12 protein-coding genes are annotated in these 20,470 nt (G+C 41.5%); 4 read left to right on the forward strand and 8 right to left on the reverse strand.

What is annotated here, in order from left to right:
• Nucleotides 1-56: 56 nt before the first annotated feature.
• The 6 genes from ZA06_RS13825 to ZA06_RS13850 all read right to left on the reverse strand — a co-directional run bounded on the left by ZA06_RS13825 (nucleotide 57) and on the right by ZA06_RS13850 (nucleotide 11,126).
• A complete protein-coding gene (locus tag ZA06_RS13825; RefSeq protein WP_053978055.1) occupies nucleotides 57-1,415 on the reverse strand; it encodes a sensor histidine kinase in 1,359 nt (452 codons plus the stop codon).
• On the reverse strand, nucleotides 1,405-2,103 hold the full coding sequence (locus tag ZA06_RS13830; protein WP_053978056.1) for a response regulator transcription factor: 699 nt from the start codon (nucleotides 2,101-2,103) through the stop codon (nucleotides 1,405-1,407). The genes ZA06_RS13825 and ZA06_RS13830 overlap by 11 nt, the downstream gene beginning before the upstream one ends.
• 123 nt (nucleotides 2,104-2,226) lie before the next feature.
• A complete protein-coding gene (locus ZA06_RS13835) occupies nucleotides 2,227-3,702 on the reverse strand; it encodes an alkaline phosphatase PhoX (RefSeq protein ID WP_053978057.1) in 1,476 nt (491 codons plus the stop codon).
• Nucleotides 3,703-3,914: 212 nt separating this feature from the next.
• Nucleotides 3,915-7,571, reverse strand: a complete 3,657-nt coding sequence (locus tag ZA06_RS13840) for a metallophosphoesterase (RefSeq protein ID WP_053978058.1) — start codon at nucleotides 7,569-7,571, stop codon at nucleotides 3,915-3,917.
• A 13-nt stretch (nucleotides 7,572-7,584) separates the two neighbouring features.
• Nucleotides 7,585-9,930: a hypothetical protein gene (locus ZA06_RS13845; RefSeq protein WP_053978059.1), complete on the reverse strand. Its 2,346-nt coding sequence runs from the start codon at nucleotides 9,928-9,930 to the stop codon at nucleotides 7,585-7,587.
• An 11-nt stretch (nucleotides 9,931-9,941) separates the two neighbouring features.
• A complete protein-coding gene (locus ZA06_RS13850; RefSeq protein WP_053978101.1) occupies nucleotides 9,942-11,126 on the reverse strand; it encodes a Pycsar system effector family protein in 1,185 nt (394 codons plus the stop codon).
• Between the two features lie 339 nt (nucleotides 11,127-11,465).
• On the opposite strand from ZA06_RS13850, the gene ZA06_RS13855 reads away from it, so the two are divergent.
• From ZA06_RS13855 to ZA06_RS13870, 4 genes are all read left to right on the forward strand, one after another.
• A complete protein-coding gene (locus ZA06_RS13855) occupies nucleotides 11,466-12,215 on the forward strand; it encodes a hypothetical protein (protein WP_053978060.1) in 750 nt (249 codons plus the stop codon).
• Nucleotides 12,215-12,559 carry a hypothetical protein gene (locus ZA06_RS13860; protein WP_053978061.1) on the forward strand — a complete coding sequence of 115 codons (345 nt, stop codon included), beginning with the start codon at nucleotides 12,215-12,217 and terminating at the stop codon, nucleotides 12,557-12,559. The genes ZA06_RS13855 and ZA06_RS13860 overlap by 1 nt, the downstream gene beginning before the upstream one ends.
• A gap of 219 nt (nucleotides 12,560-12,778) precedes the next feature.
• Nucleotides 12,779-13,624 (forward strand): MBL fold metallo-hydrolase, encoded by an 846-nt coding sequence (locus tag ZA06_RS13865; RefSeq protein ID WP_053978062.1) that lies wholly within the window; start codon nucleotides 12,779-12,781, stop codon nucleotides 13,622-13,624.
• A 135-nt stretch (nucleotides 13,625-13,759) separates the two neighbouring features.
• Nucleotides 13,760-14,485: an acetolactate decarboxylase gene (locus ZA06_RS13870; RefSeq protein ID WP_053978063.1), complete on the forward strand. Its 726-nt coding sequence runs from the start codon at nucleotides 13,760-13,762 to the stop codon at nucleotides 14,483-14,485.
• A 37-nt stretch (nucleotides 14,486-14,522) separates the two neighbouring features.
• Here the strand turns inward: ZA06_RS13870 and treF are convergent, their stop codons facing one another.
• Together treF and ZA06_RS13880 are read right to left on the reverse strand one after the other, a co-directional pair.
• Nucleotides 14,523-16,109 carry an alpha,alpha-trehalase TreF gene (gene treF, locus ZA06_RS13875; RefSeq protein WP_053978064.1) on the reverse strand — a complete coding sequence of 529 codons (1,587 nt, stop codon included), beginning with the start codon at nucleotides 16,107-16,109 and terminating at the stop codon, nucleotides 14,523-14,525.
• Between the two features lie 162 nt (nucleotides 16,110-16,271).
• Nucleotides 16,272-19,769, reverse strand: a complete 3,498-nt coding sequence (locus tag ZA06_RS13880; protein ID WP_240472272.1) for a T9SS type B sorting domain-containing protein — start codon at nucleotides 19,767-19,769, stop codon at nucleotides 16,272-16,274.
• Nucleotides 19,770-20,470: the final 701 nt, after the last annotated feature.

A 20,470-nucleotide genomic window follows, 5' to 3' on the forward strand; every position in this document is an offset into this window, starting at 1 on the left:
TTTAAGAACGAGATTAGAAAACGATTAGAATTTTAAAACCCAAGTAGAAAGCGCCATCATGACAATGAAGCCCTAGGAATTATTAACGAGAAAATAGTCCCTTTACCTTCCTCTGAATAAACTTCAATATTCCCTCCATGAAGTTTTAGTATTTTATTAGTGAAGGGCAATCCAAATCCGTAACCTTTTACGTTACGTGCATTGGACGCTCTAAAAAAAGGTTGATAGATATTTTTGATGTCTTTGGAAGGAATGCCCACCCCTTGGTCTGTAACTGTAATTATTGAGCTGTTTTCATTGGAAGTAATTTTAACCACAACTTTTTTATTGTCCGAAAACTTACAGGCATTATCCAAGACATTGTTGAGGGCTATTTTAAGCAGTCCATAATTGCCCTGAACAACCAAACTGTCAGGATCTTCGGGAACGCTGTTCAAATCCAGTTGAATTTGGTGTTCGGGACGAATTAAATCCATACTCTGTATCACTTCCATAACCAGTTCATCCAATCTCACCTCTTGAATAAGCCCCTCACTTCCTTGATTGGTCTGGGCAAACTTTAGCAAGCTGTTTATTAGTAGATCCAATCGTTGAGCTTCCTGTTCGATTCCTTTCAAGGTATCTTGGTATTCCTCTGGATTCCGTTCCTTTATCAAGGCTATTTCTGTTTGAGTTAGAATAGCTGTCAACGGACTTTTAAGTTCATGCGATGCGTTATTAATGAAATTGCTCTGCACTTCAAAAGAAGTTTCCAACCTATCCAACATATCGTTTATGGTTTTGGACAGTTCATTCAATTCATCTTTATTATTGTTTACTGTTAACCGTTCAAAAAGATTACTGGCCCTTATGGAATTGGTTTTCTTAACAATTTTAGAAAGAGGGCTCAACAACCTGCTCGCAAAGTACTTCCCGAGGAAATACAACAAAACACTACTGAACAAATAAATCAAAATCAAGATATTCCGAAGGTTATTTAACCCCATATTGCCATAAATATCAACCGCAGACAATACCAGATTAAAATCTCCTTGATTATCTTCTTGAATACTTCCCACATAGAAAACATTTTCTATTTTGGTTTCGTACACTTCACCTTTTCTGAGGTTTTCCAAAACTTGAGGAGGAAGCTCATCCAAACCAGCCATATCACCTTGGTCTACAGAAAAAATATATTCTTTTTCTTCAGGAAGCTTCTGTAAATGCTTGTTACGGATATCTTCATAAATTGGCGTATTGAGTTCATCTTTATCGGCATACGCTTTTGCAGCTATAGAAGCCCTTTTGGCCAAGCGATCGCTAAAGCTATCTTCAAAGTAATTTTTGGCGAGGAAATACACCAATACAAAGGCCAACAATTGCAAAGCCCCTGCCAACCCCATAAAGATTAAGGCTATTTTATTCCTAATCTTCATTTTCCGAAACTTTTAAAATATAGCCCATCCCAACTACGGTATGGATTAATTTAGACTTAAACTGCTTGTCGATTTTATTTCTGAGATAGTTAACGTACACATCTACAACATTGGTTCCCATATTAAAATTGATATCCCAAACGTTTTCCAACAAGTCTACTCGTGAAAGCACCTTGTTTTTATTTTTTAAGAAGTATTCCAATAAGCGGTATTCCGTAGAGGTGAGCTTAATTTCACTTCCACTCCTAGAGGCAATTTTGGTATCTAAATTCAATTCTAAATCGGAAATGGACAGAACAGAACTTGTTACTGCCTTTTTTTGATGGCGCCTAGAAACCGCCCTTATTCGGGCCAATAATTCTGAAAACTTAAAGGGTTTGGTCATGTAGTCATCGGCTCCTGTATCCAAACCTTTCACTATATTCTCTGTAGTACCCAAAGCAGAAAGAAAAATTATTGGTATATGCCCAAACCCCATAGTCTTGATTTCTTTGGAAATATCAAAACCGTTCATTCCGGGAAGGATGACATCCAATAAGATTAAGTCTACTTTTTTTTGCTTCAGCAACTCAAAAGCAGTGGGTCCATCATAAGCTATCATGGCCTCAAACCCCGATTCATCCAACCCCTTTTTCAAAGAAGTGGCCACATTGTATTCGTCTTCAACAATAAGGATATTTTCAACCATTGATTGATGCTTTTGCTTCTCTAAAATAATTCATTTTTTTAAGATAGACAGTGTTCCTAGACCTCTTAAAAACAAAAAGCCCGACTATAAAGTCAGGCTTTTGCATATTCAAAAAGCTTGATACTATCTTTTCAATCCTTTAACTACATACAACATACTTCCTTCATTGGAAGCCGTTACAGGATTCGCATTAGGATCTGTAAAACTTGGATCTACCCAACCGTGGTTTTGAGTAATCAAAAGGAAGGTTTTATCAACTCCCACAACATCTGAGATGTCTATCATTCCTGTGATTTCCCAAGCATTGTTGGTCGTACCATAACCCAATTCCTGAGCTTCTGTTTGGTTACACTCCAAAACGGTTTTCAATTGGTGAGAATTTAAGCTGTACTCATACAAGGAGGCAAAATGCTGTTTGTCTACAGAATCCCAATATCCATTTGGATCTTCTTGGATGTAGATATAGTTTTCAGTTACCACAATATTATCTGGACTATGGAATCTTTTAGCCTCTCCATCCACAATATCACCATCCAAGATACAAGTAATGGTTCCTGCTTGTGTTGGATCTTCAGGGTTTAAAGTTACTTTATAAACACGACCATAGATAGAACCTTTCCCTACCAAATCGTTCTTTTTTCTTCCTGTTACACAGAAATAGATTTCTCTGTTGTTTTCTGCCGAACCTTTTCTCCAATCGATATCTTCCAACCTAGAGAATCCCATCACTCCTTTAGCCTTACATTCAGCATCCAAAAGGTTGATCTCTGTTTCTTCCAATTGTACAAACTCCATTGGATACGATTGGCCTTGTTCCATGTCCATTTCAAATTCTACATTGGGATCTGTCACTTTCAAGCCATAAAGATTTCCTCCGTCCAAATCTCCCATATTACCAACATACATACCTAATTGACCTGAAGGTACTACGTTGTCTGAATGGTCATCTCCAATAAACACCACGGTTTTTCCTGGGTAGGCATCCTTACCAATAGCAACCGCATTTTCCGTAGACCATTGCCCCATAGCTGGTAACATAGTGGCTACAGAAGCATCGTTGGCATCTTTATAAGGATTGGTTACAAATACTCCTTTGGAAGCTCCTCCCCATTCACCTCCAGAAAGATAAAGTGGTCCAAAACCATGTTCTTCTGGTGTAATCAAAGATCCTGAACACTGTGCAGTAGACCCCGTTGCTTCTGCATTTAAAATATATTCACCATGAACTGGCTTAAAGTTTTCATTCAAGGTAATTCTGGCGATAGAAAAGTCTGCCTCTATGTTATTGATCAATGTATAAGTACCGTCGTCGTTTTTCAAAAGTCCAGCACCATCTGCCATGGATCCGTAAACGAACTCAGGAGAGTTTTCAAGGACATCTTCTGAAGATAAAATAGGATAGATTTCAATGTTTTTAAAGCCTGGTTTCACCTCCAATAAAGAAGGCGTAGAAGAATAACTTTGGAATTGGGTGGTTCCCGGCTTTTTTGCTGCAGAAGCAACCTCTACATTTTGAGCCAGCTCTTCTTTAGCTACCTCATTGTCACAGGACAACAATGAACAAGCTGCCAAAGACGATAAAAAGAAAATGTTTTTCATTTTTTTTTAGTTTTTAGAATGGATTAATGTTTTGATAAAAATATTTCAACAAATCCTCCCTGTGGTTAACTAAAAATTGGTATTAAATGAAAAAATTGTTTCGAAAATGTTATCAATGTAAATTTTAAGGAACTGTTTAAAACCATTCCAAATAAAACATTGTCAATCAGTTAAAAAAGTGAAATTAAACGAGAAAGTTCCCTGTAGAACTATTAAAAGCCAAAACCTAGTCCAAAGCTTACCCTAGGCCCATCCACCGAATCAAATACCCCTAGATTGGCAGTGAGCAAATCGGCACCGTTTACAAACAAACCCCCTCCATAAGAATTGTGCCATCTATCAGAATCTTCATGAGTCCACCAAACACGTCCATAATCAAAACTTCCGTACATCCCTATTTTGATAGGAACCAAGGCTGTTTTTAAATTACTGAAACTATATCGCACATCCGTATTCTGATAAAAGGCTGTTTTTCCTGTAAAGCGCTGGTTTCGGAAACCTCTTAAACCGTCCAATCCTCCTATTGAAGCAGCTTGATAGAATTCAAAATCATCTCCCATATTCACGTGCCCTTTCAAAGTCGTAGCCAAAACCAACTTGCCAGAATGGTTTAGTTTATGGGCAATGCCCAATTTTGGAATAAGATACCCGTAGCCTCTACTTCCCTTATCCAAATTCTGTTTGTAACCCAAGTCCAAATTGAACAACAAACCCATAGTTGGATAGGCTCTATTGTCATAATTAACAAAATGATAGCGTGCATTGACCCCTCCAAACTGTACTTCATCAAAAATATACTCAGGCAACTCCCCACTATGCTCATACACATACCTGTTTTGTGTATCATGGACTTCAGTAGATTCATACCCGACGGCGAGACTGAGTTCACTTCCTCGTTTTGAATTCCATACCAAAGCTGGTGCCGCCAAAAAGGACCGGACCTTAACCCTATTGTAATTCAAGCCAAAATCATCATCGTAATTCGATGTCTCATTACCATAGCCAAAGAAGTTTAACGTGTAATTAGGACTTTGAAAACCTGCATTCAATCGCAGATTCAAACCTCCCACAACATTGGCAAATTCTCCCCTGTACAATAACTCATAACCATCTGTAGCAAAATAATAGGCGGCCCGAAACTTATGCTGTGAAGTAAAAGGATTTCTCTCAAAACCATATCTAGTGTAAGTATCCGATATCCCTATTTTCAAACCATCGTCTGGATTAGCTCCCAGAATTGGAATTAATTGATTGACGTTATTCTTTACCTTTTTATAATCATAAACATTGGTATTATAGTCATCCCTTAATTTAATGTGAGCCTTTTTAGCTTGACTCAAATCGTTCTTTTTGGACTTATAATCATAGATGACCACGTTTTTTCCTTTTTCTACAATAAATTCATCATTGTTCTGCCCTCCAATCAACCGAATTTTGATTCGCTTACTTTTCCCTTTCACTTCAAAGGTATCTTCATCATCCAAACCATAAATCCAAATTTCATTCGTTTCTTTGGGGTCATAAATTCTATGGTGAAATTGGTCCTTGACAGTTCCATCCTTTTTCCTGAGTACGGTTACTTCAACCCTGCCATCCTCCAAAGCTTCCACCAAAATATAATCGTCCTTATTGGTCGCTGTCACCACCCCAAATCGGCTAATCAACTTATAATACCTATCGGAAATTATCTGTAAATTAGAACGACGCCGTTTTAAAATATGTTTGATTCTGTCTACGGTTTCATCCTGAACTTCCTTAGGCAAATAGGCAAAGGCCTCTTCTATCACTTCGTCGGTAACATGCTCTTGAATATAGGCTACCTGAGCGTCCCAAACCGACTTATCAACATCTACCAAAAATGCCATATCCAAAGGAAAAGGCTCCGCATTGACGCCTTTCACATCCTTCAAATCCGGTGTATACGATCTCAAGACACGAGCGGCAGGAATCAAAGTTACCCCTGCCCCCAACATAAAACCTTCCGACATCATACTAAACGACTGATCCCTGTCGCGCGGCAAAGCTCGATAGACCTTTTTACCATCTTCCTTAAATTTCATCCACCGCCATTGGTCATGGTGCCTATCCCAATCACCAATGAGCATATCAAACAATCTGGAACGCACAAAATGTACTTGGTCAATTCTCACATCTTCATCGGAATGCACTTCCTTGATAACATCCAAAGTACTGATGACATCCCCTGTAAACCCTCCCTCTGCAAGATGCATATGTCCATCGGAGCCATGTTCTTCAAAAAGGTACAGTTCATTCCCAAATTCATCATTAAACTCCTTAAGGGCATTTTGCTTTGGTACATAATACAATTTTGGATTCAAATGATACACCCCAACCGCATCAGACAAGGTACCAACCGTTAAAGGAGCATAGGGATGGGCACCCGTAAAAACATCCAGCACCAACTGTTCACTGGCCGTATCCTCAAATTGGCCTTCTACATATTGATCCTTGAACATGGAAGCTTGAATGTATTGGGTGGCACTTTTACGCACTGCTCGCATCACATATTGTTTCCCATCGGCATCCTTCAAGCGCAAAGAACGTGACTGAGTGCCTCCTCCTTTTCTTATGGGAATCAGTCCTCCATACAAAGTATCTAAATTGACGGTTTTGGCTGTAACCGGAGTGCTGTAATACTGTCTATAGCGTTCTCCCCACAAGAATTTATAAAAATTAGATTTCTCGGTTTCTTCTTTAGAATATAGCGAAGCCGAAATGGAATCCTGGAATTGCTCAGGATAATTAACGTTAGAATGTTGTTTTGCTTTGTGAATCTGCTTTTTAAAAACACAGTTGTTGGAATAGGTTTCAAAAAACTGAACGTCGGTAGATTGGTCCTTATGAATGTTCAAAAGTGCAAAACCGTACTCTCCCCATCCAAAATCACCTTCTCTATATCGTACTCCCGTTTCTTTGGAACCTGAACCACTGATAATCTGTGTTAAATTATCCCGTTGAAGAAACTGTATACTATGTTCGTGCCCGGAAAGGAAAATCACCTTGTCATTTTGTTGGGCCGCTGCAATCAAGTTTTTACGCAAATCGTTATAAAACCAATTGGAAATATCGGCATTGGAAATTCCGGAAGTACTTCGCAAAATATTCTTGAAGGTTCCCAAACCAGGTAAAGGTTTCATATGGTCCAAAAACGCATACTGCCCGCCATGAGGACCATTGGTAAACATGGGGTGGTGAATGGCCACCAAAGTGGTTTTCCCCCGAGCCTTTTTGATTTCACTTCTGAACTCATCCAAAAAAAGGGCTCTGGTATTGATGTCGCAATCGTCATTAATGGTCGGGAACTTATTCCAATTGGTAATGTACCATTGCGAATCTACTAGCAACAACACCACATCATCACTAAGGTTCACTTTTTCAATAGGACAGCCATTTTCTGGCTGAAAGGTATTTTTACCCAAAGCCTTTTCTACATACTTTTCTTGACGCTTCAAGCCATCAAGTCCAGAGTACCAGTCGTGATTTCCAGGAATAAAATAGACCTTTCCTGGAAATTTGGCAGCAATGTCCGTTTGTAGCTGCAAAGCCTTTTCGGCTGCTTCGTGTCCTTTATGGTCTTTATCAGGGAATCCTTTGGGGTAAATATTATCCCCAAGAAACATCAAAATATCATTTTCATCGGCGGCTTGAAAATTATTATAGAGTGCATTCAATGACCTCGAAGGCCCTCCATCATCATCTGGTTTTCCCGCATCCCCTATCAAAAACACATTAAGCGTTTCCTTATCTACATGCTGAATCTGCTCAGGTTGTGGCTGATCATAAAAATAGTTATGGCTTGCACAGCCAACCAACATTACAGAAAGGAGAACAAATAATTTGTACTTCATAGAAAAGGATATCTTATAGGGAAACTTCCAAATCGGCAATAGAGGCCAAAGTTCCCAACTTTTTAAGGTTAGGATTGATTTCTGCCCGCAAAGCCTTAATGCCACTGGCTCCTTGAAGTTCTTCCAATTCCACAATTTCTATGGAACTGCCTATATATTTTTTAGATTGTAAAAACTCAAAATAGTTGAGATATTCCTGTTCTACTTCATTGCTGGAATACACTACACACAACTTATGGGGCTGTGTCAAACGCTCATTGGTTCCCTTTATATGGGCCTTGTCAATGCGCTTCTTAATCATTTCGTAGCGCACATTGTAGGCTCCATCCACATCAAAATGCTTTTCATCAATACGGTAGCGAATGGTCAAAGGCACATCATAAACCAAAATCAAAGAGGCCACTTCCAACTGAATTGGGAACTTGTCATGCTGATCGTAGTACATGGCTTCCATTTCGCACATCACCTGAAGCTGCCACAACCTTAGATTATACAGAACAGACTCATGATAATTGCCATGCTCGGCAATAGACTGCCCAACATACATATTGTGCTCGATGCCGTCTGTTTTGAATTTTTCAAAATAATGAGGAAAGATTGCCTGAGCTCTTTCTTGCTGTTTATCCAAAAATGCCGAAAGCTTTTTATTAATCAGGTTAACCGTTTGGTCATAATCCTTTCTGGCAAGGTAAAGCGATCCTGTTTCTTCATCTAAGGATTTCAAGAATGCCTTTACAGAATCGGTTTGTGTACCCGAGGCAATCAAATGGTCAAACAATGGCAAGATATGTTGATCAAAAAACAGGTGAATTTCCTGTTCCGTATTACTATGAAAATCTGCTTCCAATTCAAAAACATGCTTGTCTATTTGATACACCAACTGTTCGTAAAATGGCATGTTTTGACTGGCTATCAATTCCTGCAGGATCAATTTGGACTCCTGCAAGGCCAACAACAAATCTTGTTTTATGGCTCTATTTCTAGCATCAGATGAGCCTACAACATCTATTTGTCCATACAAAGGATGTACATTTTCAAATACAATTTCATGGAAGGTTGGCGATTCACCCAAACTTTTATTTTGAATATAGGCATTGGCCTCTTCCACAAAACGCCATTGCACTGAAGGATGAATAGAGGTACACTCGTTTTGTATCACGGCACTCACCTCATTTTCATACTCGGTAATGGTACGTTTTACATAACTCAATATAAACGGCATAATGCTATCCAACTTCACCATATTAATGGCATTAAGCTGATTGGCCTGATAGGTGGCCAATTCTATAATAAACTGAAGTTCTCCATCAATTACCATAGGCAGTAGCACCGCACTTTTCAATTCCTTTTCCACTAAGGAATCCCGCAAACGATTCCCTTTTGATTCTTTTTGGTAACGATCTATATTTGGAATGATCACTGGCTGGTGCTCCACAAACAAACGTTTATAGATGTATTTACAGGCATAATTGCTACAGGTAAGCTTATCTCCCTTTTTCAATGTCAGAGCTCCCAAACCTTTATCAAACGGAGGTAAAAGCTGGTTGCCGTCTACCTTGTAACTACCAACCTCCAAATCCTCTATGCCAAAAATCTTTCTGATATCTTCAACTATGGCTTCGTAACTCTCTTTACCCGGTTGAATTAGATGGGTTTTAAAAGCTTCAATTTGATGGTCCAAGGTTACATCTATCATATTCACAATACCGAAACCTTCCACCGTCCAAGAATCCTTTGGGAAATAGCGTCCCCAAACACTGGTATCATGGGCATTGGTCAATAATTCATTCAAGATATCTTCCGTAATCTCTATCGCACTGGTATTGGGATACATATCTATAAAATCGGCATTGTAAGTTACCCTATAAACCTTTGTATTTCCTTCTTCGTCCTGTAAACTAATTTGTTTCGGTTTTCCAAAATCGACATTAAAACCGTAGTGTTTATTGAGAATGATGGCATATGGCATAAGGTTTAGCGCCTCTTCGGATTCCTTATAAAGCTTTCTTAGGGCTTCCCCTGTATTCGAAATGGTATGATTGTTAATCTCTTTAAACCTTTCGGAAACGTAAAAAAACTGATTGGAATATGGAAATACCGCAGCCTTGATCTCATTACTGCCCAAAACCGCCGGGAACAGAAAGGCCATGACCTGATCAATTTCTTTTCGGTAGGCATCAAATTCCTCTGTTGAAGAGGTGCCCGTTACCAAGGCTGGACATTGTTCAAAAATAGCCAATACCTGTTCTGCCTGAAAACGCTCCATTGGATTACTGGAATCCAATAAGCCCTCAAAGCGATCCTTTAAGTATCTAAATGAGATAATAGGTTTAAAAGGTCCTGTGTTAAAATTTTCCATAGGCTATTAGGTTACTTAATATTCGCCAAAAAATGATAGCTCATCACAAAAGACAGTGCCGAAATGATAATGCCTATCATAAATACTGTATAGGTGATGCGCAATAGGCGATACTTACGCTCCAAAACCAATCCCAAATAATATAAATCTCTGGTCATGGAATTGTATAATACATCTTCATTTTGAATCAAATAGTCGATACCCCATTCAAAATCTTGCAACGACATTTTATAAAAGTTGCCAAAAAACAGCAAATTGGTTTGTTTGGACTTAATCAAATCGCGGGTTAGGGTTTCGTTAAAATTGGCATCGTTGGAAATATTCGGGCGTGTAGACAGCACCGACAATACCACTGAAGCCACACTAAAAATCATTAATATAAGTGTAGGATACACCAAAAAAGTATTGGACTCATTGTCCAATTTTGGCACCAATCCAGAGAGCGCCACCGAAATGATAATGGCATTTACGGAAAGTAAAATATTGGCCTTGGTATCGGCAATGGCACTAAGTTCAATATGGTTTTTTAGGGTAACCCTAAACATAGTATCTACCCCTCTACCAAAACCTTTATTTTTGGTTTTGTTACGCTGTTTATCTTCTATTTTCTTGATTTTCTGGTCCAGCTCAAAATTGTTCATTTCCTTAATTGGCTGCCATTTTGAAAGCGCATAATCCGTATAAAACCGATGTTTGTTCATAAACTGCTTGTTCTGTTGCAGCCATTCCATCTCCGTAATCTCCTCTTCCTTTTTGTACTTTTCCTCGCGTCTCAGTTTTTCTGAAATATCAAAAAATGCCTCTGAAGCCACATGCCCACAATCGGCATCCTTAATCAATCCCTCTAGGGCATTGGCAGGCTTTTTATCCATTTTGGTAGCCAAAATAAGTTGCTCCACCCTTGTAATGTCCTCGTGGGATACATTCTTGGACTCTAAAAATTGTTTGGCCAAAGCAGCACTTACCTCTTCATGGCCCAAATCCTTTTCTATAAAGCCCGTATCGTGGAACCAAGCAGCCATTTTCAACCAAAAAGCATCGGTGTCATTAAGGCCCTCCTTGGCACTCAATTGCGTAACCGCTTCTACCACTCTACACGTATGTTCTATGTTGTGATAAAAGTTTTTAGGGGACAGTTTCGTTTCAAAAAGCTGACTTACAAAGTCTTCAGCCTGCTGTAGAAGTGCTTCTTTCATAAAATAAAGATAACGAAATTTGGCTACAAAAATACCCTTGGTAACTTTGGTCACATTTAGGGTTTTCCTACACAATACCAGCAACTTAAAATTGCTCCCTTCTTTTAGCTGTTTCAAACAACTTCATATGCTTTACAGTTCAACTTCAAAAACATATGTTCCACCCATTTACAACTGAAAGTGAATAACTACAAAAACATTGCATACACCTTGTTATATTCACTCCTAAAAAGATATATTTGCTTTGAAGGGATTACCAAAAAAAACCAACAGATTTGATCTGCACTAGTTCCCTTTTACTTTTTGTTAAATGCAATATTGTAATCTAAAAAACAAACTATGGGATGGAAGTGCTCATTGGTAATCATTGAAAATAAAGAAAATTTCAATGATGACAAGGCTATTTTAAATGCTATTGGCAAAACAAATTATGTTTATGATGGAGAAACCACCATGGTTGATTGCATCTATCCCAATGACCAGTCTATAAATATTGGATACTACAATGGCAATATTGTAATAAGCGAGGATTATAAAATTACAGCTTTAACATTAGATGATTCACAAAAATTACACCTATCCAAGGAAGAAAAAGCTCTTGTGGAATTGTTCCCTTATTCAGAAATATTAAGGGTTGCATGCCATAGTGTAACCAACTTCCACGGCTACTCTTTAATCAAGAATGGCACTAAAACAAGAATGAAAATAGTGGATTCTGAATCAGCGAAAATTGAATTTGGAGAACCATTAAAAGAAGAAATTGAGATTTATAAAAATTCATTTGTAGAAGACGGTCAAACCCTTTGGCCTGATGAAGCGAATCCTGGAGAGCCATACACTGAAGACCAACTTATGGAAGATTTCGCTTTTGGGATAGCCAAAAGAAGACTTGGAGTACAGATTGACGATGACGAAGGAGAAGAATTAATGGAGAAGATAAAATTTAAAAAATATATCAAATCCAATCCCCCGCTTAACCAACCTGAAAATTCAACCTCTACTAACAAAACAGAATACAAATGGTTGCAACATTTAATTAAATTAATCATTATTTTGATTATTTGGCAACTCATAAAGCGCGCTTTATAATGAACATAAAATTATACACTCACTGCAAATCTTGTAGAAACGAGATTACAATAAAGTCCAATGCTGCAACAAGACCAGATTTACAGATGGAAAAAGGAGATGAATTTGTGATAAACTGCATGCATTGTGGCAAAATGGACAAAAAACATGTCAATGACGTAAAAGCCGAACCCAATAAAGTCATCTTAATATCGGGTATTATCCTAGCACTATTAGTTGCTATATGCCTTTTCATTTTTTATGGTTTGATAGGTACTTTAACCTTTACCTTGCCCATACTTTTTTGGAAAAAACAAGAAAGCTCAGCGAGCGCCTTCAACAGATTTTTGGTAAGACGCAAATAAAAACAGAACCTAGAATTATACTGAAACAATATAGGACCAACCCAAAAATGGAATCCATAATCTTATGGTTGCTGTTTGGAAACTAAACACATAGCGAATTCATTAAAAACTTCAAGAATTTCAAATACTATTATCCTAATATCTCCGTTTCCTATAACCCAAAGGAAAAGGCTTGTTTTTATTTCACTAATTTAGCCTTATATCCATAACACCTATCACATGACAGTGGCTAAACATATATTGACACTTCTTTTTTGTTGTACGTTTTCGCTTTTCGACGCAGCAGCTCAGGACATAAAAACGGTTCAAGTGGCGGACAACCTTTACTTTGTAGGAGATCGTGCATTTTCCTGTTTTTATATCACGGAAGGGTCTGTTATCGTCATAGATCCTTTAGATGTTACTAGAGCAGAAGCTACTTTGGCAGCCATTAGAAAAGTTACCAACAAGCCCATTTCCAAGGTGTTTTATAGCCATAACCATTGGGACCATATTAGTGGCGGAAAGGTGTTCCAAAATGCTAACACAAAATTCATAAGCCATATTGAAGCCAAAAACAGCATCACACCCAATAATGCTGTGGTCACTCCAACCGAGATTTGGCAGGGCACCACTACCTCCTACGATTTTGGAAATGGTCAAATATTGGAACTCTTCTATTTTGGGCCAAACCATGGCGCAGGCATGACTGTATTCCGATTTGCCGAGCACAATGCAGTTTTTATTGTAGACCTTGTGGTACCAGACCGTGTGCTGTATGCCTATCTGCCAGATGCTAAGCCCAAACATTGGGTAGAAAGCTTGGAACATATCCAAAAACTGAAATTTGATAAAGTATACATGTCACACATGCGAGTAGAAGGCACGAGAAAAGACGTCACTTTTATGCAGGAATACTTCAAGGCACTATATGATGCTGTTGACAAGGAGCTCTCAAACAAAACGCCTTTTTTTGACATTCCAACCACAGTAAAGCTTCCTCAATATGCCCATCTTAAAAACTACGACCAATGGTTACCTATGAATGTATGGCGTATTCTTATGGAAAAATCCATTGGCCAATAGATAATTAATACATCAAAAACAACCGTACAAATAATTAATAATCAACTATTTATACGTAAAATATTTCTAAAATTCAATATTAAAAATCGAAAATAGCTCCTTATTTTTACTTTGAACATCGCAACCCTTATCACTATGATTCATAAAAAGCTTCTCTTAGGAATAACCGCCCTTACATTTTTTGCCTGTAAAACAGATTCTAATACGCCTACAGTTTCCGAAACCTACCCTGATATCGCTATTGTTCGCGCTATGAAAAATGTCATGTGGGATGGCGCTTTGGATGGCGCTATTTTATTGGATACCATAGCTAACAAGAATGGGCTGTACGGTCTTGGTCCCAAAAGTTTTTTAACCGGAGAACTGACTATTTTTGATGGACACAGCTATGTTTCTAGAGTCACCTCAGATTCTACTATGGTAGTGGAGGAATCATACAATGTATCGGCTCCCTTCTTTGTACATGCCAACATACAAGAGTGGGAAACCATCGAACTCCCAACCTCTCTAAAGACCATAACGCAATTGGAACTCTTCATTGATAGTAACACCAAAGCTTTTAAACGACCATTTACCTTTAAAATGCGAGGAAAGGCATCTAAGGCCACAATACATATACAAAACTTGCCAGAGGGCTCTAAAGTATCCTCTCCTAAAGAAGCCCACCAAGGACAGGTTAATTATCCATTGGAAAATGAAACTGTAGACATCGTTGGGTTTTTCTCAACCGAACACCAAGGAATCTTTACACACCATGACTCCTTTATGCACATGCACCTGATTACCCAAGACCGAAAAAAAATGGGCCATCTGGACGATATAGAAATAGAAAATATGGTATTGTATTTACCGAAACTATAAATACCATCAGTAAATTTCAAGGCCACTCTCAAATAAATTATTTGTGATTGGCCTTATCTAATTTCTGCTTAAAGACCAAATACACGCCATTGCTCCATCCAAAGCCATCCTGTAAAGGGTACTCGCCTCCACCTGCTTCCAAAGTAAGGTCTTCTACATTATATTTCTCCATAAACTTCCCTGTAGCAGCATACACCTTTTCATTTAAAGCCACCCATCGCTGCATTATGGTCTTTGCTAGGTCATGGTGACCATAATTTTCCAACCCTATTACAGCCATCCATTGTAAAGGTGCCCATCCGTTTGGCGCATCCCACTGTTGTCCTGTAGGATAATTGGTCGTCACTAGCCCTCCTGGTTTCAGGAATTGGGTAGAAACAACATTGGCAACTGCATCGGCCTGCTCTTGTGAAACCATTTTAAAATACAAGGGATACACCATAGCCAAAGACAAACGCCCAGTTGGTTGTTGGGCCTGCCAATTGTAATCTTCAAAAACTCCCAATTTTTGATTCCAACTGATGGTGTTTAGAAACTCTATTCTATTTTGCTGACTCTTCTTTAATTCTAGGATAAAATTAGGGTCCTCGTTTTCAAAACACTTAATCAACACTGTCTCCATCCCATAGAGTAAAGCATTGAGATCAACTGGAAGGATCTCCAAAGTATTCATTGTGTTTAAATGTGCGGCATCTCTCAACCAACGGGAGCTAAAGTCCCAGCCAGACTCTGCGGCTGCCCTAACGTGTCGATAAAATAAAGAATCCGTTGTTCCTTCATTCTTCAAATTGTAGTCTTCTTTATATGATTCATCCCTTGGTTGGTTTAAGGCATCATAATAACGATTCATTAATCCAAATTCTGTGGAAACTAAATGCTTATAAGTTTTCTCTGAATTGTCATAAGCCATCCAAAACTCATATTCCTTGCGTAATGCTTCTCGATATTTCAGATAGACACTATCTCCTTTATAACTTGCCAAAAGTTTAATCATTTGAGAGAAAAAGGGAGGCTGTGACCTTGAGATATAATAACTACGATTACCATTGGGAATGTGTCCAAAAACTTCAATGAGATAAGCAAAATTATCCAACATGGCTTCGATAGTTGCAAACTTTCCACTTTCCACAAGGCCCAACATGGTAAAATAGGAATCCCAATAATACACCTCCCGAAAACGTCCCCCGGGCACTACATAGGCATTGGGCAGAGGTATCAAACTATTCCTCCCGTACATTGTATCAGCTACATGGGTTAAATAGGGCCATAAAGCTTCGATATGCTCCTTTGCTGTGTTTTGAGCATGGTATTCAAAGGTTGATTGATGCTCCTTAGGCAGTTCAAAATTTTCAGTTACAATCTGATCTAGTCTAAAATTAGGAAGCGTTTTTTCCCTATGATACATCTCTAAAATAGAATCGTAAGGCAGTTTGGCTGTACAATCCACAAAAGTCTTGCTATCCCTAAATACATCTGATAATTGCACATCAATAAATAAATCCTTTAACACTACACTTGGAGCCTCATAGGATGTTTTTTGCAGTTCCTTTTGTAAAACAGTTGAAGTTGTTTCCTGTTTACAAGACCACAACAAAAAGCACAGCACCCAAATGTAAAATCTCATATAAACAAGGTTTAAGCTTCCCTTAAAATACGCTTTTTTAAGAAATAGGAAAACCTACAAAAAAGAAACTGCCCCTTTTGGGGCAGTCACTCCGTACACAGTCATGTATACACCTTAATCTGAAAACTCAGCTTTTTATGCCGCTATGACAATTTCTTATTATTATCTATACAGTGTAAAATGTCCAACAAACTCTCTGTCGTTGTTTGAACTGTTGAGCCTCACCACGTACCAGTAGTCGCCCGTTGGCAGCTCCTGGTTGTTGTAACGTCCGTCCCAGTACTGGCCCTGGTGGTAGGTTCCCACCTTACGCCCGTACCTGTCGTAAATATCAAACTCCAGGTTCGGGAAGTCGTCCGTACAGGGTGCCCAGGTGTCCTGGATACCGTCCCCGTTCGGGGTAAAATAGTTCGGGATGCATGGGTCCACATATTCCAAGAATATTCTAGCCTCGGCGATACAGCCGTTGCTGTCCGTTACCGTTACAAGGTACTCGCCCGTCTCAGAGATGATAAAGGTATTCTCACTGCCGTAGTCCTCGTCGTTTAACGTAAAGGTATACTCCCCGTTTCCTCCCGTGGCCAGGGCCACAATCTGGTTCTGGTCCCCCTCGTTAAGAGCCAGGTCCACAGGCATGAACACACCTATATCAAAGAACTCCGTGGTCTGGATACAGCCATTGGTATGACGTACCTCTATATAATGGTCTGTTCCGGGAGGCACGTTCTCAAACACATTGCTCACCTGGTAAGGGCCCCCGTTCAGCGAGTAGTCCACTTCGGCAGGATCCACGCTCTCGTCTATCAAAACGGTCACGATGTTTGAGGAGAAGTTGTCGATACATACATACTCCACTTCCAACAGCGGGTCCAGGTTCACGGCCTCCGGGAAGGTGATGTTCCACTCCGATTCACAGCCCATGCTGTCACGGACGTATACGATATGGTCCCCTCCGGAGAGTTCCGTAAAGTCAAATACCGTCTGTCCTGCAGCTCCCGTGGTATAAGGGCCGTCGTACGCGTCAAGGCTTACGCTGTAAGGCGCCGTTCCCCCGGAGATCTCGATACTAAACTCCCCGTCGTTGTCGCCCGCACATGGGGTCGGCAATATGGAATCGGGCACGATGCTCACGATCAAAGGTTCCGGCTCGGTGATGGTAAAACTGAACATTACATAACAGCCCAGTTCGTCCTGTACGATGACCTCGTAGTCCCCTGGCCAAAGGTTCTCGAACACATTGGTCTCGAAGAACTGGTCCATCTGTGGGGAGATGGCATATTTGATGATGCCCGTTCCTCCCGTAGCAGTAATCACAAGGGAACCGTCATTGCCACCGTAACAGGCAACGTTGTTGATCTCGAACGTAGCTTCCAATGGCGCATCAGGCTCGGTAATAGTGATGGTCGCCGAAGTGCTCTCGCAATCACCACTCTGTACATGTACCGTATAGGTACCCGCCAAGAGTTCCGTAAACACCCCAGGGGTATCCTGTACCGCAGTCGTGATGGCATTTCCAGAAGCATCCTGCAGGGTATATACATAATCCCCAAGGCCTCCCTCGGCAACGGCCACGATGGTACCGTTGTTGTCGCCCGCACAGTTGATGGTCGGGTTGGTAGAGGCCAACCCGATGTTCAGCTCCGGAAGCGGATCGATGGTGATCTCGTTGGACACGATGGCTATACAGCCATTGGCATCCTTAACGTAATATTCATAGCTTCCCGCCGGTACCGTAAAGGATACCGAAGAAGTGAACGATCCCAATACCGTGGTAAAGGCACTGGTATCACTATAGGTATAGACTCCCGTTCCTCCCGTAGCGCTCAGGGTCAGTTCCCCGTCGTTCAGACAGGTCGGCGAGGCACTCTTCACCAAACTGGCCTCGATGGCCGTTGGCTCGGAGATGGCAATGTCCACAGAAGTGGTGCTACAGCCATAGCCATCGGTGATGGTCACGTTGTAGGTCCCTGCCCCCAGATTGGCAAACTCGTTGGAGGTCTGCGGTCCAGAGGTACTTGCTATAGGAGCGAGTGTATTCAAGGTATAGGTATAGTTGCTTTCCTGTCCTCCCGTTACGTTGTCTATAACGATCGTAGCATTCTCGTCTCCAAAACAAGACAACATAGTCGTACTCGGTGTAAAGGTTGCTTCAATAGGCTCTGGAATTTCCAAAGTTACATCCACAGAATCAATACAGCCCTGTGCGTCCATAACGTTCACGGTATAGGTCCCTGCAGAAAGTCCCGTAAAGGTTCCGTTTGGTGAATAAGCCACCGTGGCGGCTCCGGTCAGTTCATATTCATAAGTGCCCCATCCCCCTTCGGCAATGGCTGTAATGGTTCCCTGATCATCGGTACAGGTTACGTTGGAAGTTTCCGTGGCTATTAGGGCCAACTCTTCGGAAGGCGATCCTATTACTACTGTGGAAGTCGCAGAACAGAACGGAATGTCCGTTTCGGTGATCACCACCGTGAAGGTACCGGCATTCATGCCCGTTACCGTTTGTGGGTTGGTGGCCGTATTGGCCGCAACCGCTCCCGTTACCGATACCCCGGCATTGTCGAATACCTCATAGGTATAGGCTCCGGAGTAGTTCGAAACGTTGATATCGAAGGCGCCCGTATCGTCACCAAAACAGGTCACGGTACTTGGCGTGGTAGTAAAGGTTGGCAGTACCGCTGCCGGTAGGGATATCTCTACAACTTCCTCACAGGAAGTCACGGTATCGGTTACCGTAACGGTATACAGTCCCGAAGGCAGTCCCGAGAACACATTGCCCGATAGGGTTGCCGTGGCCGGGTTCGGACTGATGGCATAGGTAAATGTTCCTGAACCTCCCACAGTTGCAATGGACAATTGTCCATCGTCGTTGTTACAGGTAGGCAGTGCCTCTACCGATGGCGTTATGTTCAACGGTGCTGCAATGCTCACCGTTACCGTGTTCCCACAGCCGTTGGCATCCTGCACCTCTACCGTATGGTCGCCCGAGGCTAGGTTCGTTATGGTAAACGGTGCCGTCTGTGTCTGGAAGGCGCCACCATCGATACTATAGCTATATGGAGGAATTCCTGCAATGTCAAGGCTCACTGTCATTTCATAGGTACCGTCCACATCCAGACATTCATCGGCAAGCGTTGCCGAGATTTCCGGGGAAGGGTCCGCTGGCAGTACCACCACCGGACTGCTCACAATACAGCCATAGGCATCCATCACATGTACATAGTAGTCCCCTGCATCCAAGCTGAAGGTACTGGCCGAGGCCCATGCTGCATCCGTTTCCGAAGGAGCGGTTGCTGTGGTTGTCACTTGGTATTGGTAAGGCGCCGTTCCGTCATGTCCCACCGCACTGATCTGTCCAGAGGCTACGTTACAGTTCGCATTTTGGTCGATCGATGTGCTCAGGCTCAAAGGGATCTCCGATTCGGTTATGTTGAACGGAATGGTCACGATGCTACAGCCGGCATTCGGCCCCGTGTTCTCCGTGATCAGTACGTAGTAGTTTCCAAAAGGAAGCGGTCCTAGGTCCGTTACCGTCAAGGAGCCATTGCCCCCTACCGTTCCTGATCCGGTCACCCCTGCAGGTTCCTGCGTAAGGGTATCGAACACTTCGTAGTCGATGTTGATGGAAGTCCCATAGGAACTGTTGATGGTGAACGACACGGTTCCGTCCGCACTGCCCGTACAGCTGATGTTCGCTGCCGATACGGCCGTGGCCGTTAGGGTCGAGTTGGTCGGGATCGGTGTGGTGGCCGGTTCAAAATAGCTACAGTTGGTCGATGCATCGTATACGATAAACGTATAGCTCACCCCTGGGGTCAGTCCCGTAAAGGTGGCCGACTGGCTGCCCGGGGCATCCTCCGGGATCCATGATCCCGCTGGGTTTGGATATACCGATACCGGTCCCTGGTAGATGCTGAAATAGAACGGTCCGGAGCTCACCAAGGTGGAACCGATGCTCACTACGGCCTCTCCCCCTGTGGTACAGTCCACTGTGCTGGCGATATTGATATCAAGATCGGTAGGCGGCGAGGCCACCAAGACATCCTGGATCAAAACCGAACAGCCGTTGGCATCCACCACATTGATCTGGTAAAGCCCGAAGTCCACCACGTCAAAGCTCACCGAAGTGGAGCCCGTGGCGTTAAGCTCGGAGTTGTCGTAACCATTGGTACCTGTTACAAAATAGTTGTATGGCGCAGTTCCCCCCGTTACCCCGTCGATAATGATGGATCCTTGGGATACGCCCGTAGAGGTACAGGTAATGTCTATGGTATGGTAGTCCACTGCTATGGCATCCGGCTCACCGATGGTTACCGTCTCTGTGGCCTCACAGGACTTGGCATCGGTTAGGGTTACCGTAT

It is taken from the genome of Mangrovimonas xylaniphaga, assembly GCF_001280435.1.
Lineage (GTDB): Bacteria > Bacteroidota > Bacteroidia > Flavobacteriales > Flavobacteriaceae > Mangrovimonas_A > Mangrovimonas_A xylaniphaga.

Excerpts from the sequence above, each read along its gene's own strand:
- ZA06_RS13840 (WP_053978058.1), bottom strand. The coding sequence starts at position 7,571 with ATGAAGTACAAATTATTTGTTCTCCTTTCTGTAATGTTGGTTGGCTGT.
- ZA06_RS13825 (WP_053978055.1), bottom strand. The coding sequence starts at position 1,415 with ATGAAGATTAGGAATAAAATAGCCTTAATCTTTATGGGGTTGGCAGGG.
- ZA06_RS13855 (WP_053978060.1), top strand. The coding sequence starts at position 11,466 with ATGGGATGGAAGTGCTCATTGGTAATCATTGAAAATAAAGAAAATTTC.
- ZA06_RS13845 (WP_053978059.1), bottom strand. The coding sequence starts at position 9,930 with ATGGAAAATTTTAACACAGGACCTTTTAAACCTATTATCTCATTTAGA.
- ZA06_RS13830 (WP_053978056.1), bottom strand. The coding sequence starts at position 2,103 with ATGGTTGAAAATATCCTTATTGTTGAAGACGAATACAATGTGGCCACT.
- ZA06_RS13850 (WP_053978101.1), bottom strand. The coding sequence starts at position 11,126 with ATGAAAGAAGCACTTCTACAGCAGGCTGAAGACTTTGTAAGTCAGCTT.
- ZA06_RS13870 (WP_053978063.1), top strand. The coding sequence starts at position 13,760 with ATGATTCATAAAAAGCTTCTCTTAGGAATAACCGCCCTTACATTTTTT.
- ZA06_RS13860 (WP_053978061.1), top strand. The coding sequence starts at position 12,215 with ATGAACATAAAATTATACACTCACTGCAAATCTTGTAGAAACGAGATT.
- ZA06_RS13835 (WP_053978057.1), bottom strand. The coding sequence starts at position 3,702 with ATGAAAAACATTTTCTTTTTATCGTCTTTGGCAGCTTGTTCATTGTTG.
- ZA06_RS13865 (WP_053978062.1), top strand. The coding sequence starts at position 12,779 with ATGACAGTGGCTAAACATATATTGACACTTCTTTTTTGTTGTACGTTT.
- treF (WP_053978064.1), bottom strand. The coding sequence starts at position 16,109 with ATGAGATTTTACATTTGGGTGCTGTGCTTTTTGTTGTGGTCTTGTAAA.